The organism is Curvibacter gracilis ATCC BAA-807 (assembly GCF_000518645.1).
In the GTDB taxonomy this organism is placed as follows: domain Bacteria; phylum Pseudomonadota; class Gammaproteobacteria; order Burkholderiales; family Burkholderiaceae_C; genus Curvibacter; species Curvibacter gracilis.
On record NZ_JADZ01000011.1, the window covers coordinates 101,976 to 118,364 of the forward strand.

Annotated in this window: 13 protein-coding genes and 1 riboswitch; of the genes, 3 read left to right on the forward strand and 10 right to left on the reverse strand. The window is 65.6% G+C overall.

Translation table 11 applies throughout. The features are described from left to right. The 8 genes from L880_RS0108750 to L880_RS0108785 form a co-directional block, all read right to left on the reverse strand. Positions 1-210: a DUF2788 domain-containing protein gene (locus tag L880_RS0108750; protein WP_019575240.1), complete on the reverse strand. Its 210-nt coding sequence runs from the start codon at positions 208-210 to the stop codon at positions 1-3. After that, entirely contained in the window at positions 210-1,055 is an 846-nt protein-coding gene (locus L880_RS0108755) for a DUF2189 domain-containing protein (RefSeq protein WP_043329058.1), read from the reverse strand. The genes L880_RS0108750 and L880_RS0108755 overlap by 1 nt, the downstream gene beginning before the upstream one ends. Before the next feature lie 156 nt (positions 1,056-1,211). Further along, positions 1,212-1,649 (reverse strand): universal stress protein, encoded by a 438-nt coding sequence (locus tag L880_RS0108760; RefSeq protein WP_027475364.1) that lies wholly within the window; start codon positions 1,647-1,649, stop codon positions 1,212-1,214. An 88-nt stretch (positions 1,650-1,737) separates the two neighbouring features. After that, positions 1,738-2,496 (reverse strand): 2OG-Fe dioxygenase family protein, encoded by a 759-nt coding sequence (locus L880_RS0108765; RefSeq protein ID WP_027475365.1) that lies wholly within the window; start codon positions 2,494-2,496, stop codon positions 1,738-1,740. Between the two features lie 69 nt (positions 2,497-2,565). After that, entirely contained in the window at positions 2,566-2,967 is a 402-nt protein-coding gene (locus L880_RS34340) for a hypothetical protein (RefSeq protein ID WP_051443180.1), read from the reverse strand. 222 nt (positions 2,968-3,189) lie between these two features. After that, complete coding sequence (locus L880_RS0108775; protein WP_027475366.1) at positions 3,190-4,056, reverse strand: ion transporter; 867 nt, start codon at positions 4,054-4,056, stop codon at positions 3,190-3,192. 52 nt (positions 4,057-4,108) lie between these two features. Further along, positions 4,109-5,767, reverse strand: a complete 1,659-nt coding sequence (locus L880_RS32025) for a methyl-accepting chemotaxis protein (protein WP_051443181.1) — start codon at positions 5,765-5,767, stop codon at positions 4,109-4,111. Between the two features lie 364 nt (positions 5,768-6,131). Further along, entirely contained in the window at positions 6,132-7,760 is a 1,629-nt protein-coding gene (locus L880_RS0108785) for a methyl-accepting chemotaxis protein (RefSeq protein WP_027475367.1), read from the reverse strand. Here L880_RS0108785 and L880_RS35550 point away from each other — a divergent pair. Next, positions 7,759-7,905, forward strand: a complete 147-nt coding sequence (locus L880_RS35550) for a hypothetical protein (protein ID WP_157462733.1) — start codon at positions 7,759-7,761, stop codon at positions 7,903-7,905. The two genes, L880_RS0108785 and L880_RS35550, sit on opposite strands and share 2 nt — an antisense overlap. A gap of 174 nt (positions 7,906-8,079) precedes the next feature. Here L880_RS35550 and L880_RS0108790 read toward each other — a convergent pair whose 3' ends face one another. After that, a complete protein-coding gene (locus tag L880_RS0108790; RefSeq protein WP_027475368.1) occupies positions 8,080-9,765 on the reverse strand; it encodes a long-chain fatty acid--CoA ligase in 1,686 nt (561 codons plus the stop codon). A gap of 133 nt (positions 9,766-9,898) precedes the next feature. Next, positions 9,899-13,834, reverse strand: coding sequence for an ATP-dependent RNA helicase HrpA (hrpA, locus tag L880_RS0108795; protein WP_245615053.1), 3,936 nt, complete (start codon positions 13,832-13,834; stop codon positions 9,899-9,901). A 237-nt stretch (positions 13,835-14,071) separates the two neighbouring features. Further along, a riboswitch (FMN riboswitch) is annotated at positions 14,072-14,228 on the forward strand. Between the two features lie 121 nt (positions 14,229-14,349). Here hrpA and L880_RS0108800 point away from each other — a divergent pair. Both L880_RS0108800 and argA read left to right on the forward strand, forming a co-directional pair. After that, the gene (locus tag L880_RS0108800; protein WP_027475370.1) at positions 14,350-14,868 is read left to right on the forward strand and encodes a 6,7-dimethyl-8-ribityllumazine synthase; all 519 of its coding nucleotides are present in this window, start codon (positions 14,350-14,352) and stop codon (positions 14,866-14,868) included. Positions 14,869-15,008: 140 nt separating this feature from the next. Then, entirely contained in the window at positions 15,009-16,355 is a 1,347-nt protein-coding gene (gene argA, locus L880_RS0108805; RefSeq protein WP_027475371.1) for an amino-acid N-acetyltransferase, read from the forward strand. The last annotated feature ends 34 nt before the right edge of the window (positions 16,356-16,389 follow it).

The window sequence follows — 16,389 nt, forward strand, 5'->3', positions numbered from 1 at the left end:
CTATTTGGTCATGTACCACTGGATCACGAACTTGGCGGCAAAACCCACCAGGCCCAGGCCCAGGCCCAGAAACAGCACGAAGGTGCCAAACTTGCCAGCCTTCGACTCCCAGGCCAGGTGGCCAATGATGAACAACATGTAGAGCATGAAGCCCCCCACCCCGAACGTGAGGCCGAAGGTGGAGATCTGCTCTTCTGAAAAACCAAACATCAGTGTCTGACCTGAACAAGAACGGGGGCCAGGCCGGCATCCCGGGCCGGCAACGTCGAGACGTCCACCAGATCGCGGTAAGCGTGCCAGCTGGCGTGCCCCAACATGGGCATGACCGCAATCAGGCCCAACAAAAGTGACCCCACCCCCAGCAGCGTGAAGCCGGCGATCAAGGCCGCCCAGAACGCCATGGGAATCGGGTTGTAGAGAACGGTGCGCCAGCTGGTGAGCACCGCCTGCATCAGGGTGATGCGGCGGTCGAGCAGCAACGGAATCGACACCACGCTGGAGGCAAAGATGGGCGCCGCCAGAAAGCCGCCCAAGGCCAGCCACAGCTCGAACAGCCCCGATTCGGAGTCGGCCACCACCACGCGCAGGAAATCCACCGGTGTGCGCACGGGCTCAGGGGCCAGCAAGGTGATCAGCGCCGCCGAAGTCAGCACCCAGGTGGTGGCCGCCAGGGCCAGCAGCAAACCGAACTGCACCAGGCACCAGTACTGGCTGGTCCACTTGTTGAAATGGCTGTGCTGCCAGTTGAACCAGGTCTTGAACACCACCTGCATCGAGGCCGGCTCGCCACGCTCCAGGGCCCGGCTCAGCGCGTACAGGCTGGTGGCCAGCACTGGCGCCACCACCAGAAAACCCGACAAGGCCCCGGCGAGCAGCCAGAAACGGTTGCCGGCCACGGCGATGATGAGCCCGCCGAACACCGTCATTGCCAGGCCATGGGCGAAGCTGATCCAGCCCGCGCGTGCCATGTCGCGCCAGGCCAGTGCCAGCCAGGTCAAGGGTTGCATGATGCCGATGGTACGAACCAGGGGAAGCGTTTCCGGGGTGGAAGACATGGTGGTGTGGGCCTGGGGCGCAAAGTGCAGATCGTGCAACCATGCTATCAAGCCTGACCAACGGAGAAAGCCCCCAGGCGCCCCAACCTAGGGACAACCATGAGAGCCATTTCCCGCCCCTGGGTCAAAGGCCCCGGAGGGCCTTGCGGGCGGTATTCAGTCGCGCACCACCAGCACCGGCAGGTGGGCGTCCGACAGCACCTTCTGGGCCACGCTGCCCAGCACCAGCTTCTCGATGCCGCGGCGGCCGTGCGAGCCCATCACGATCAGGTCGGTGCCCAGGGTCTGGGCCGTGTCCAGAATGCCGCGGTGGATGGCATGGCCTTCCACGACCGTGGTCTTCACCGGCACGGCTGCCGCCTCGAAGGCCGCCCGTGCGCTGGCCAGGGCGGCATTGGCTTCCGCCGTGGCGGCGCTCAAGTATTGCGACTGACCGTAGGCGAAATCAGCGCCCACGCCGGTGAACGGGTAGGGATCGATGACGTAGATGACGGTCACATCGCTGGCAAAGGCCTTGGCCAGACCGATCGCCTTGTCCACGGCCAGCGTCGCTGTGGCAGAACCGTCGACCGGAATCAGGATGTGCTTGAACATGGAGAGCTCCTTGTGGGTTGATGCCCCTGAGTGTGCCGGAATGTTCGCCTGTCGCATTGACACGCATCAAATCAGAAAAAGAACGGCGTCAAACCGGCAATCCCTGGAACCCGCCCGATCGGCAGGTCAACACCAGGGTATCGCGGTGGGCCCCATCGGCCAGGGGCTGGATGGGGGTGGACTCGTGGATCACGCGGGCGTCGTCCAGCAGCAACAGCGACCAGGGCTCGGACAGGGTGAAACGTTGGCCGTTGGGACCATCGGCCTCGAAGACCCGGGTTTCACCACCCTTGATGCCGCTGCGTTCGATCAGAAAAACAGCCACCAGATCGACGCCATCGCGGTGCGCCCCCTCGGGGGTGGGCCGACCGATGCCATCGGTGGTGTCGATGCGGAACTGGTGCGCTTCGATGAACCAGGGTTCGGGGCTGGCACCCGCGGGCCGCTTGAGAGCGGCCGTCACCCCCGCCACCGCCCGCAACAGTTGCGCCCAGACCGGCTGGGCCACGGTGTCGGGCAACATGGGTTCGAACCAGCGCTCCATGCCGCCGTGCAAGGCGTTGTACTCCAGGGGTTGCCAGTGGGACCGGTGCGGCACCTGCTCCACGCGTTCGCCCTCCACCACAAAGCAGGAATGGCGGCGGCGACGGTAGCGGCCACCGTCCTTCAGAAAGTTGTCCGGGGGCAGGCCATCCCAATCCGGTCGCAGGCCCTGCAACTGGGGCAGCGCGCAGGCCGCCCATTGGCTGACGGTGGCCGCATTCAGCACCGCATAACCGCGCGCGCGGAGTTGGGGCAGCACTTGGTCGGCCTCGACGGCCGGAGGGGGAAAAGTGGTGGTGGTCATGGCCCTGAAGCTTACCGCGTGGCAGCCACGCTCCAGCCCACACCGGGATTCAAGCGAGGTGACTTCTTCTTATTCAGCGGCGGCAGTGGCCGCGCTGGTGGCTTCGGCAGGCGGCGCGGCCGCCTCGGCCCGACCCGCCGAGGCGCGCGCCCAACGCTGCGCATCGACAAAATGCACCGGCGTGGCACAGGCCCTGTGGCGGGCACAGTGCTGGGCCCAGTGGCGGCGCTCGGCCGGGGGCACGTTCAGGTAGATGGGCTCCACGACATGCCCGGCCGTCTTACGCACCTGCACCGGCTGCTCATTGAGCACGGGTGGTGGCTGTTCACCCCAATCACTGACGCGGCCATAGACCCCCGGAACGACCGGAACCAGCGCCCCCTCGATGGGGCCGGGTCCCAGCTGCCCGGCCCAGGCCAGCACCCCCACCCCGCAGCCCAGGCCGACCTGCAGCAGGCGCCGGCCGATCACAGCGAAACTCCAGACGCCCTGCAGCCAGGCGCAGTCAGGTCATCAGGCAGGTGCTCAGTCAGGGGGGCGGTCACAGAAGGCGAATTGAACAGGGCCATGGGCATCGTGCGGCGTTCAGACAGCCACTTGTCATCAGAAACCGCCTGTTTGTACCTCATTTCGACGACAAAACCGTCACAAAGCAGCGCTTTGGCGTGACAGATGTCACCAACAGATACTCATTCAGCTCGATTCAGGCAAGGCAGCGCCACAGTGATGGCAGAACCGCGCCGCCGCCAGATGCCCTTCGCTCAGGCACTCCGGGCAACTGCGCGTGCTGGGCGCTGGCGGGGCCTGGCGGCGCTTCTGTGCCATTTCACTGGTCACGATGCCGGTGGGCACGGCCAGGGTGCCCCAACCCAGCAGCATCATGGCCGAGGCGATGAAGCGCCCGAGATCGGTCTTGGGGGTGATGTCGCCAAAGCCCACCGTGGTCATGGTGGTGATGGCCCAATACATCGAGGTCGGGATGCTGGAATAACCGTTCTCGGCCCCCTCCACCAAGTACATCACCGTGCCGGCCACCAGCACGATCATCAGCACCACCGACATGAAGATCAGGATCTTGCGCCGGGTGGCCACCAAGGCCTCAGCCAGCATCTGGTATTCGTTGACATAGGCGGCCAGCTTGAATACCCGGAACACCCGCAGCAGGCGCAGCACGCGCACGTCGATCAACAGGTGCAGCTCGGGCACGAACAGGGCGAGGTAGGTGGGCAGCAGGGCCAGCAGGTCCACCAGTCCGAAGAAGCTCAGGGCATAGCGCCAGGGATGGCGCACACAGAACAGGCGCAACAGATACTCGGCCGTGAAGATCGCGGTGAACAGCCACTCCAAGCCGTTGAAGACCGTGCCGAAGCGCCCACGCAGGGCCTCCACACTGTCGGCCATCACCACCGCCACACTGAGCAGGATGGTGACGATCAGGCTGTAGTCGAAGACACGGCCGGCACGGCTGTCGGCTTCGAAGACGATGCGGAACAGACGTTCACGCCAGCCGGCGGCCGGCGCGTGGGCAAAACGGGCAGCGCCCGGGGAAGTGGAGGACATGGACCCGGAGTTTAGGTCGCGTGCCCAACCACTTGTCGGCGCTGAATGCCGCTCAGGCAGGCAGACGGAAACGCGAGACCTGGCCGGCCAACTGAGTCGCCTGATCGCGCATCGCACTGGCTGCCGCAGCGGTCTGTTCGACCAGGGCGGCATTCTGCTGCGTCATGCGGTCCAGCTCCTGCAAGGCCTGGCCAACCTGCCCCACCCCCTGGGCCTGCTCGCGTGCGCCCACCGAGATCTCGCCCAGCAGCACATTCACCCGGCGGGCCGAGTCCACGATGCTCTGGATCGCGCTGCCCGCACGGTGCACCACGCCCGTGCCCTGCTCGACTTGCTCGACACTGGTGCTGATCAGGCTCTTGATCTCGCGGGCCGCCTCGGCGCTGCGTTGTGCCAGCATGCGCACCTCGCCAGCGACCACCGCGAAGCCACGCCCCTGTTCGCCGGCGCGGGCGGCCTCCACCGCAGCGTTCAGGGCCAGGATGTTGGTCTGGAAGGCAATGCCATCGATGGTGCCGATGATCTCGGCAATGCGTGCCGACGAGCCCCGGATGCGGTCCATGGTGGACACCACCTCGCCCATGACCTGCCCGCCCTGGATGGCCGACTCGGCATTGTGGTTGGCCACCTGGCTCGCCTCGTCGGTGTTGGCATAGGTCACTTTCACCGTGGCCGAGATCTGCTCCATCGAAGCTGCCGACTCTTCCAGACTGGCTGCGGCCTGTTCGGTGCGCGATGACAAATCCATGGAGCCCAGCGCCACCTCGTTGCTCGAATGGACGATCTGGTCGCTGGACTGCCGCACCAGGGCGACCATGTCCCGCATCGAGGCCTGCATGTTGCGCAACTCCAGCATCAGTTGGGCCGCTTCATCACGCCCCCAGGGCGAAGGCGAGGTGGTGAGGTCGCCATCGGTCATGGCGCGCAGGTGGCGCCGGGTTTCCTTCAGGCCGCCATCCATCACCCGGTAGAAACTGAGGAACAGGTAGCCCGCCACCAACACCGCGGCCAGCACGATGGACACGCTGAACACCACCGTGCGCTGCACATCGGCCCGCAGATCGTCCACATAGATGCCCGAGCCCACCACCCAACCCCAGGGGGCAAAGCCCTTGACAAAACTCACCTTGTCCACGGGCTTGTCATGCCCGGGCTTGGGCCACTGGTAGTTCACAAAACCTTCACCACGGCTGCGCGCCATGTCGGCAAACGCCTTGAACAAGGCCAGGCCGTTGGGATCCTTGACGTCGGACACATCCTGCCCATTGAGCTCGGGCTTGAAGGGGTGCATCACCACCTTCGGCTGCAGGTCATTGATCCAGAAATATTCCTGCTGGTCGTAGCGCAAGCGGCTGATGGCCTCCTTGGCCATGTCCTGAGCCTGGGCAGAACTCAGCTTGCCCGACTTTTCCTGCGCGTGGGCCCACTCCAGCAGGCCATAGGCGATCTCGACATGCTGCCGGGTGGCCGTCTTTCGGGCCTCCATGGCCTTTTCCGCATGGGCATCCAGTTGCCAGGTGAGCAAGGCCAGCAGCGGCAACAGGAATGCCAGGGAGATGATCAGGGCCTTGGAGGCGAACCGCAGCTTGCGGAACAGGCGCACACCGGGCGCCCAGACGCCGTGGTAGGCGAAAAAGCCGGTGTCATGCCCCTCTCTGGAGGACGCGGGGTAAGACTGACTGGAGGCTGCAGAAGGAATCAGGGCTGACATGCGGATGGGACTCAATGGGGTGAACGGATATGTCAGAAATGACAGGTTTCATTTCCTTACATTATGTCCACTCACATATTAAGGTTTTCCACTAGGGAGAGACCCTCCAGGGGATCCCGACTGCCAGACCCCATGGATCACGAAGCCATCCACAGCCCTCCCCTCAAAAGGCCATGGGCCTGGAAGGGAAAAACGCGAAATCACCATCTTGGTGCGCGCGAATGGCGCGCAAACCACCTCGTTTGAGACAGGAACGCCACGGGGGTGCGCATCCACGCCCCAAAAGCCAAGCGTCTGCCATCGCAAAAGACGATGGCAGACGATGGTGATGTTCCAACATGGAGGGGGCTCAACCCCAGGAAACTCAGCTTGACCAAGCCAGTCGAGACTGTCCTGCGGGCCCGGTGGCAGCCAGCAAGGCACGGGCATCCTCCTCCCCTTCGGGCAGGCGGAACAAAGACACGCCCTTGAGCAGTTCCTGCGCCTGCTGCCGCAGGCTGGAGGCTGCGGCTGCACTCTCTTCGACCAGGGCCGCATTCTGTTGGGTGACCTGATCGATCTGCCCCACCGCCGCCACCACTTCAGACACACCGGTGCTCTGCTCTGCGCTGGCATCGCTGATCGCGCCCACCACCTCGCTGACCCGTTCGATCTCCACCACCACATCGTCCATGGCACGGCGAGCCGCATCAACCAGGCGGCTGCCCTGATCGACCCGCTCGACGCTGGCACCGATCAGGGCCCGCACCTCGCGCGCCGATTCCGCGCTGCGCTGCGCCAGACGCCGCACCTCGCCGGCCACCACCGCAAAGCCCCGCCCCTGCTCGCCGGCCCGAGCCGCTTCGACGGCCGCATTCAAGGCCAGGATGTTGGTCTGGAAGGCGATCCCATCGATCGTGCCCACGATGTCTGAAATCTGCCGTGAGCTGTCGTTGATGTTCTTCATCGTCTCGACCACCTCGCCCACCACCGAACTGCCCCGCGCCGCCACCTCCCGGGCACCGTGGGCCAATTGCTTGGCCTGGCGCGCGTTGTCTGCGTTCTGCCGCACCGCTTCGTCCAGCTCAGCCATGGCGGCGGCCGTCTCCTCCAGGGCCGAGGCCTGGCGCTCGGTTCGCTCACTCAGATCGTGGTTGCCACTGGCAATTTCGGCGCTGGCCAAGGCCACCTGGCGGGCATTGCCACGCACCTGGCCCACGGTCTGCACCAGGCTGTCCTGCATGGTGCGCAGCGCCCCCTGCAGTTGCGCGGTCTCATCACGCCCACTGACCTCGATGGGCTCGCTCAGGTCGCCAGCCGCCACACGATGGGACACCTTGACGGCCTGCAGCAAGGGCCCTGTGATGCTGCGGATGATCAGCACGGCCAGGCCCAGGCTGGCCAGCACCGACAGAACCGAGATCAGGATCAACAGGGCCGTGTTGCGCTCGATCTCCTTGGCAGCGGCGGCCTCGTCCTGCTCAGTCAACCGACTGGCCACCAGAACGGTGGCGTCGATGGCCTGGCGATGGGTTTCGTACAACCCACTCAAGCGCTCCAGAGCCGCACGGATCGCCACCGCGTCACCCTGGCGCACGGCGGGCAGCAGGCTCTGATCAGCCCCGGCAAAAAAGGCCAAGGCCGACTCATGGGCACGCTTGAGCAGCAACTCTGTCAACTCCGGGCCCAGCTTGGCACGCTCCCAATAGGCATGTCGTTCGTCATAGGCCTTGCGCAGGCTGGCCCACTGATCGAGGAGTTTGGCCTGCCGGGCCGCATCCGTGGCCGCCGCCAGTTGGAAACACACCAGGTAGGGCTCCAAAACGTACTCGGGCGGCGGCAGGATATCGGCCACCAAGTCCTTGCCCTGCACGATGTGTTCATACAAGGGCCCATTGACCTTGAGGTAGCTCAGGGTGCGCAGCGACCAGAAGCCGGTGACCAGAAAGCCGAGCAGAAACAAGGCCAACAAGGCCACGAACCGCTGGCGGATGGAAACATGGGACAACTTCATGTGGCAACTCCAGCAACAAAGACAAAAGAGAAGTGGATTCGGTGGCGGCCCCGTGCGCAGGCCCGCGCCGCATCTCAGCGGCGGCGAGCAAAAGGAACTGCACCCGCTTGAAATGAATTATATGATCGAAATTAAATTAAATTGATATTTATGAATATTTAATTTCAGATTCAAGTGATGTATTTGGTTTTATTTGATATCCGGCATTTGTGTTCGCACAACGAAAAAACCCGACAGGGCACCGCTGTGGCGATACCTCTGTCGGGTTTGCCCGATGGATCAGGGCCTGAATCGGGTCAGCCGCCTGAGCAGCGCAGGGTCACGCTGCTTCCAACTCCTGCAACTGCCGCCACATGACCTTGCCACTGCCGCTCTTGGGCAGTGCATCCACAAACTGCACCACCCGGGGCACCTTGTAGACGGCCATGTTGTCACGGCACCAATCGATGATGTCGGCCTCGCTCAGGTGCTGGTGGCTGGCGCGGCGCACCACCACCGCCTTGACGGATTCCCCCCGGTAGGCGTCTTTGGTGGCGATGATGCAGGCCTCCTGGATGCCCGGGTGGCGGAACATCAGGGCCTCGACTTCAGCGGGCCAGACCTTGTAGCCGGAGGCATTGATCATGCGTTTGAGCCGGTCGGTCATGAAGAAATAGCCGTCCTCATCGACCCGGCCCATGTCGCCTGAGCGGAAGAAACGCTTGCCCTTGAACTCGATGAAGGCCGCGGCCGTGGCGTCTGGACGCTTCCAGTAGCCCTGGAATACCTCGGGCCCATGGATGATGATCTCGCCGGCCTCGCCTTGGGGCACCTCCTGCAGGGTGTCGGGGTCGATCACATAGGCCTCGGTGCTGAGAAAGGGGATGCCCAGGCACTGCTGCTTGGGGGCATCGACCGGGTTGGTGTGCGAAGGGGCCGAGGTTTCGGTCAAGCCATAGCCCTCGACATAGCGCAGGCCGTAGTTTTCGAACAGCCGCTGGGCCACGGCCTGCGGCATGGCGGCCCCGCCGCCGCCGATGTAGGTGAGCGAGGACAGGTCGTACTGCGCAAAGTTCGGGCTGGCCAGCAGGTCGATCACCATGGTGGGGATGTTGGTCCAGTTGGTGACCCTGTAGCGCGAGATCAGGCGCCCGGCCAGATCACGGTCCCAGCGGGGCATCAGGATCAGGGTGCCGCCCACATACAGCGTGGCGTGCATCACGGCCACCATGCCGGTGATGTGGAACATGGGCACCACGCCCAGCACCACGTTCTCCGAGGTGGCGCCGCCCCAGGCGGCGCTGGCCACGGCGTTGTGCATCAGGCTGGAATGGATGTGGATGCAGCCCTTGGGCAAACCCGTGGTCCCACTGGTGTAGGGCAGGACCGCCATGTCCGCGCCACCGGTTTCAGGCGCCGGTGGCTGGCCCTGGCCGGTGAGCGACGCTTGCCAGGTGTGCACGGCGCCACCCGCCAACGGCGGCGCCGGGTGCTCGGCCAGCAGCCAGGGCTCCCAGGCCGGGGGCAAGGCGTCGCCATCGGGCTGGGCCGGATCGAAGGCATCGGTGAATTGGGTGACGATCAGGTGCTTCAGGCGCTGGGCCTCGGGCAGTTCGTTGCTGGCCTTGGCCAGTTCGGCAGCCAGATCGGCCGTGGTGATGGCCACCGCCGCGTCAGGGTCGGTGATGTAGTGCTTGAGTTCTTCGGCCCGGTTCATGGGGTTGACCGGCACCACCACCGCATTGGCGCGCAGGATGGCGAAATGGGCCACCACCAGTTGCGGGCAGTTCTGCATGTTCAGCAGCACCCGGTCGCCCTTGCGCACACCCAGCGCATGCAGACTGGCCGCCAACTGCTCGACCTGGGCCAGCAGCTCGCGGTAAGAGGTGCTGCGGCCGAGAAAGACCAGGGCCGGCTTGTCAGGAAAACGCCGGGCGTTCACGGCCACGTTGTCCCACAAAGGGGTGGCCGGGGGGGTGATTTGGCGAGGCAGGCGCTTGGGCCAGAACTTGTCATGCAGGCTCATAAGATCTCCTTGCGCGGAGCTTACCGAGCCCCCTGCCCCACCGCATCGGGGAAGGCCCGGGGCCTGATCGTCACATTCGTGACCAATCTTCCGACGGTTTTATTGCTGCAATCGAACCCAGCCCGGCGAGCACTCAGCTGTTGATCTGGGCCCAGGCCTTGTCCAGGCGCTTGAGGCTCACCGGCTGCGGGGTGCGCAACTCCTGCGCAAAAAAGCTCACCCGAAGCTCCTCGAGCAACCAGCGGAACTCCTGCATGCGGGCATCCACAGCCCCTTTGCGTTCGGCCACCAGGCGCCAGTAGCGCTGCTCTTGCGGGCGCAGTTCGGCCAGTCGTGTGGCGTCGCGCGCCGGATCAGCCCGGTACTTGTCCAGGCGCAGCGTGATGGCCTTGAGGTAGCGCGAGAAATGCTGCAACTGGGCCCAGGGCGTCAGGGCCAGGAACTTCTTGGGCATCAGGCGCTGCAGCTGCTGGGCTGCATCGGCCGTGGCCTCCGGTGCGTTCTTGGTGTCCTTGATCTTGCGCGCGGCGGCGGCGTACTCCAGCAGGATGGCCGCGGCCAGGCGCGCCACCTCGATGGCGATCAGCGTCAGACGCCCGCGGCCCTCCTCGATGCGGCGCTTGAAGGCGTATTCGTCGGTGGGCAGCGGCTCCAGCAGAAAGGCGCGTTCCAGTGCCACGTCCAGGATCTGCTCGCGTAGCTCCTCTTGCGTGCCCAGCGGCATGTAGGCCACGGCCATCTTCTGCAGGTCGGGGATGTTCTTTTCGAGGTACTTGAGCGCGTCACGGATCTGCAGGGCAAACAACCGACGCAGGCCGGCGCGGTGCTTGGCCGCCGCGACATCGGGCTCGTCGAACACCTCGATGCTGACGGCATCGCCGCCATCGATCAGGGCCGGAAAGCCGATCAGGGTCTGCTGACCGCGACGGATCTCCATCAACTCGGGCAGTTCGCCAAAGGTCCAGGCGGTGTAGCGCTGCTCGGCGCTGCGTGCGGGGGGGGCCGGCGGGGCCGTCGGCGCCGGGGCCTTGCCCCGGCCGGCCGGCTCGGCTTGCCGGGCCTCAGGCGCCGGCTTGGGTGCGGCCGCCACCTTGAGGCCAGCCAGGGCCTGGAAGGCCCCCCGTGCCTTTGAGCCCAACTCGGCCTTCAGAGCCCCGAGGTTGCGCCCGATGCCCAGTTGCCGGCCGTGCTCGTCCACCACCCGGATGTTCATGAACAGGTGGGTGGCCAGCATGTCGAGCTTGAAGTCGGCGCGCTTCACATCCAGCTGCACCTGCTCACGCACCAGCTTGAGCAGGGCGTCGGTCAGGCTGCCATGGCCGTACACGGCCGGCTCGATCAGCCGCTCGGTGAAGCGGGCGGCGCTCTCAGGCAGCGGCACCAGGCGGGCGCGGGGCTTTTGCGGCAGGCTCTTGAGCAAGGCCTGCACCTTGTCCTTGAGCATGCCGGGCACCAGCCATTCGCAGCGCTCATCGTTGACCTGGTTCAGCACGAACAGCGGCACATCCACGGTGACACCGTCCTTGGCATCGCCGGGCTGGTGCAGGTAGGTGGCCACGCAATCCACGCCGCCCATGCGCACATGGCGCGGAAAGGCGCTGGTGGTGATGCCGGCGGCCTCGTGGCGCATCAACTCTTCGCGGGTCAGGTACAGCAGCTTGGGGTTGAGCTTCGAGGCCTCTTTGTACCAATGCTCCAGCGTGGCGCCGCTGTAGACGTCGGCGGGCAGCAGTTTGTCGTAGAAGGCGTAGATCAGCTCTTCATCGACCAGCACGTCCTGGCGGCGCGATTTGTGCTCCAGGTCTTCCACCTGGCGGATCAGTTTCTGGTTGGCGGCCAGGAAGGGCAGCTTGGTGTCGAACTCGCCTTCCACCAGGGCCTGGCGGATGAAGATCTCGCGCGCGGCCACCTGGTCGATGCGCCCATAGCTGATGCGCCGCCCGCTGTACACCACCAAGCCATAGAGGGTGGCACGCTCGTAGGCCACCACCTCGGCACCGCGCTTTTCCCAGTGCGGGTCGAGCATCTGCTTTTTCAGCAGGTGGCCACCGATCTGCTCCAGCCATTGGGGCTCGATGTTGGCGATGCCGCGGCCGAACAGGCGCGTGGTCTCGACCAGTTCGGCGCAGACGATCCAGCGCCCGGGCTTTTTCTTGAGGTGGGCCCCGGGGTGGCGGTGGAACTTGATGCCCCGCGCGCCCAGGTACTCGCCGGAGGAGCCCGAGCCGCCCTCTTCGTCCATCTTCCAGCCCACGTTGCCCAGCAGGCCGGCCAGCATGGACAGGTGGATCTGCTCGTAACTGGCCGGGTTGCGGTTGATCACCCAGCGGTGCTCGGTGACCACGGTCAGCAGTTGGCTGTGGATGTCGCGCCACTCGCGCAGCCGACGCACATTGATGAAGTTCTGGCGCAGCAGGTTCTCGTACTGGCGGTTGCTCAGCTTGTGGGTGGCGGCCACCGGCTCGGGCGGCGCGATGATGGCCGGCGCCTGCAGGCGCTGGGCCACCGGCAGCACGGCGGCACTGGCGCGACGCTGGGGCGGCGGCGGGGGCGCCGCCTGGCCGCGCCGGGTCAGCGGGATGGCGCCGCCACGCGCATCGGCCAGCCATTGCCACAGGCGGATGTAGCCGCTGAACTCGCTCTTTTCGTCGTCCCACTTGGCATGCGCCTGATCGGCCTGGGCCTGGGCTTCCATGGGGCGGTCGCGCACGTCCTGCACCGACAGGGCAGCCGCGATCACCAGCACCTCTTCCAGCGCATTGCGGTCGCGCGCCTCGATGATCATGCGGCCCACCCGCGGGTCCAGCGGCAGGCGGGCCAGTTCCTGGCCCATGGGGGTCAGTTCGTGGGCATCGTCCACCGCGCCCAGCTCGGACAGCAGCTGGTAGCCGTCGGCAATCGCTCGGCCCGAGGGGGATTCGAGAAACGGAAACTCTTCCACCACGCCCAGGTGCAGCGACTTCATGCGCAGGATCACCCCGGCCAGGGAGCTGCGCAGGATCTCGGGATCGGTGAAGCGGGGGCGGGCCGTGAAGTCCTTCTCGTCGTACAGGCGGATGCAGATGCCGTTGGCCACCCGGCCGCAACGCCCGGCCCGCTGGTTGGCCGCCGCCTGGCTGATGGGCTCGACCAGCAACTGCTCCACCTTGCTGCGAAAGCTGTAGCGCTTCACCCGCGCGGTGCCGGCATCCACCACGTAGCGGATGCCCGGCACCGTGAGCGAGGTCTCGGCCACGTTGGTGGCCAGCACGATGCGCCGGCCGGTGTGGCCATCAAAGATGCGGTCCTGCTCGGCCTGCGACAGCCGGGCAAACAAGGGCAGCACCTCGGCGTTGCGCAGGTGCGGCTGGTGGGCCAAATGGCCGCGCAGGTGGTCGGCCGCCTCACGGATCTCACGCTCGCCGGGCAGAAACACCAGGATGTCACCGCCCGCATTGCCCTGCCACAGCTCGTCCACCGCATCGGCAATGGCTTCGTTGAGCCCGTAGTCGCGCGACTCTTCGAAGGGCCGGTAACGCTGCTCGACCGGGAAGGTGCGGCCCGAGACGTAGATCACCGGCGCCGGCCCCTTGGCCGAGGCGAAGTGTTCGGCAAAGCGATTCGCATCGATGGTGGCCGAGGTGACCACGATCTTCAGATCGGGACGACGCGGCAGGATCTGGCGCAGGTAGCCCAGCAGAAAGTCGATGTTGAGGCTGCGCTCATGGGCCTCGTCGATGATCAGCGTGTCATAGGCCTTGAGCAGTGGATCGGTCTGGGTCTCAGCCAGCAAGATGCCGTCGGTCATCAGCTTCACCGAGCTGTCCTTGGACAGGCGGTCCTGGAAACGCACCTTGTAGCCCACCACCTCGCCCAGCGGCGTCTTGAGCTCTTCGGCGATGCGCTTGGCCACCGAGCTGGCCGCAATGCGGCGTGGCTGCGTGTGGCCGATCAGCTGCCCCTTCTGGCCCGGCGCCGCGTTGAGCCGACCGCGTCCCATGGCCAGGGCGATCTTGGGCAACTGAGTGGTCTTGCCCGAGCCGGTCTCACCGCACACGATGATCACCTGGTGCTGCGCCAACGCCGCCATGATCTCGTCGCGTTTGCCCGAGACGGGCAGCGATTCAGGAAAGTCGATCTGGAGCGGGGCTGTGGACAAGGGCGGGACCGGTTCAAAAATGGACAACCCGCAATTATCTCTCCCCACCCGGTGCCGCCTCAGCGCCGCAGCAAATCCCGTGCGGCACCAGGTCTGTCGCCAGTGCGCCGGTACCGTTCGACGGCAAGCCCTAGAATGCGGGCGTCGGCGCCTCGTTGCGCCGGCAACAAGCGTTCTCAGGGCGGGGTGGAACTCCCCACCGGCGGTGATGGCAGCCTTGGCTGCACAAGCCCGCGAGCGCCCGGCCATGCCTGCATGGCCGGGGTCAGCAGACCCGGTGTGACTCCGGGGCCGACGGTCACAGTCCGGATGAAAGAGAGCGCGACCACCCCGCCCCACCGGCGCCGGCCTGTCCGCGCGCCGTGGCGGGCGGGTGTTCGTGCGACCCTGATTTCTGGAAACCGCGGCCCCTGTTCGGGGCCTTTGATGGAAACCACGAGTCAGTCATGAGTCACAAAGACTTTTCCCTTCCCCCCCTCGATCTGCAAGCCTCTCAAGCGCCGCTGCAGTTGCCCCCCGATGCCCGCTATGCCTTTGTCGAGGCGGCCTGGCACGCCGACATCGTGCAGCAGGCCCGGGCGGCCTTTCTGAGCGAGATGGCCCGCCACGGCGTGCCCGCCAGCGCCATCGACGTGATCGGCGTGCCCGGGGCCTTCGAGATCCCGCTGCACGCGCAGCGCCTGGCCCGCAGCGGCCGCTACCAGGCGGTGGTGGCCTGCGCACTGGTGGTGGACGGCGGCATCTACCGCCATGAGTTCGTCGCCCAGACCGTGATCGAGGCCTTGATGCGCGTGCAACTCGAAACCGATGTGCCGGTGATTTCGGCCGTGCTCACGCCACACCATTTCCATGAGCACCTGGAGCACCGCAAGTACTTCCAGAACCACTTCAACGTGAAGGGCACCGAAGCAGCCCTGGCCTGCGTGCAGACCGTGTCCAGCCTGCACGCGCTGGCAGCGGCCTGATCACAGGCCCCCCACCGCGCATCGGGAGTGGTGGGGCCGTGCTGCAGTGCAGCGAGGGCGCTACACTTTGCGCCCTCGCATCCGGAAATTGCTGAAAACAGGCCGGATACCCCGCAGCCCCTCCCCCGCCCACGCCCACCATGTCCGCTGTTTTCAATTTCACCTTCGTGCCCTGGTTCCGCTCGGTGGCACCCTACATCCACATGCACCGGGGCAAGACCTTTGTGGTCGGCATCGCGGGTGAGGCCATCGCGGCCGGCAAACTGCCGCACATCGCGCAAGATCTCGCGCTGATCCAGAGCATGGGCGTGAAGATCGTGCTGGTGCACGGCTTCCGCCCCCAGGTCAACGAACAACTGCGGGCCAAGGGCCAGGAGCCGCGCTACTCCCACGGCATCCGCATCACCGACGAGATCGCCCTCGACTGCGCGCAAGAGGCCGCCGGCCAGTTGCGCTACGAGATCGAGGCGGCCTTCAGCATGGGCCTGCCCAACACCCCGATGGCCGGCTCGACCGTGCGCATGATCTCGGGCAACTTCCTGACCGCCCGCCCGGTGGGCATCGTTGACGGCGTCGACTTCAAGCACTCGGGCCTGGTGCGCAAGGTCGATGTGGCCAGCATCCAGCGCTCGCTGGATTTCGGCGCCATGGTGCTGCTGTCGCCCTTTGGCTTCTCGCCCACCGGTGAAGCCTTCAACCTCAGCATGGAAGAAGTCGCCACCCGCGTGGCCACCGAGCTGCAGGCCGACAAGCTGATCTTCCTGACCGAGGTGCCCGGCATCCGGCAGGACCCCCTGGCCCCCGAGGGCGAAGACAACCCCATCGACACCGAACTGCCCCTGGCCGCCGCCGAAAAGCTGCTGGCCCAGTTGCCCAAGCCGCAACAACCCACCGACACCGCCTTCTACCTGCAGCACTGCGTGCAGGCCTGCAAGGGCGGCGTCGAGCGCAGCCACATCCTGCCCTTCGCGGTGGACGGCTCGCTGCTGCTGGAGGTCTATGTGCACGACGGCATCGGCACCATGGTGGTGGACGAAAAGCTCGAAGAACTGCGCGAAGCCACGGCCGACGACGTGGGCGGCATCCTGCAGCTCATCGAGCCCTTTGAAAAAGACGGCACCCTGGTCAAACGCAGCCGCACCGAGATCGAACGCGACATCGAGGCCTACAGCATCATCGACCACGATGGCGTGATCTTCGCCTGTGCCGCCCTCTACCCCTACCCCGAGGCCCGCACAGCCGAGATGGCCGCCGTGACCGTCTCGCCCCAGAGCCAGGGCCAGGGCGATGGCGAAAAAATCCTCAAGCGCATCGAGCAGCGTGCCCGGGCCATGGGCTTGCAGAGCATTTTTGTGCTCACCACCCGCACCATGCACTGGTTCATCAAGCGCGGCTTCCAGCCCGTCGACCCCGACTGGCTGCCCGAGGCCCGCAAGCGCAAGTACAACTGGGACCGCAAGAGCCAGGTGCTGGTCAAGAAGCTCTGATCCTCGAATGCCGGCCCTGCGCGGTCCTGACTGA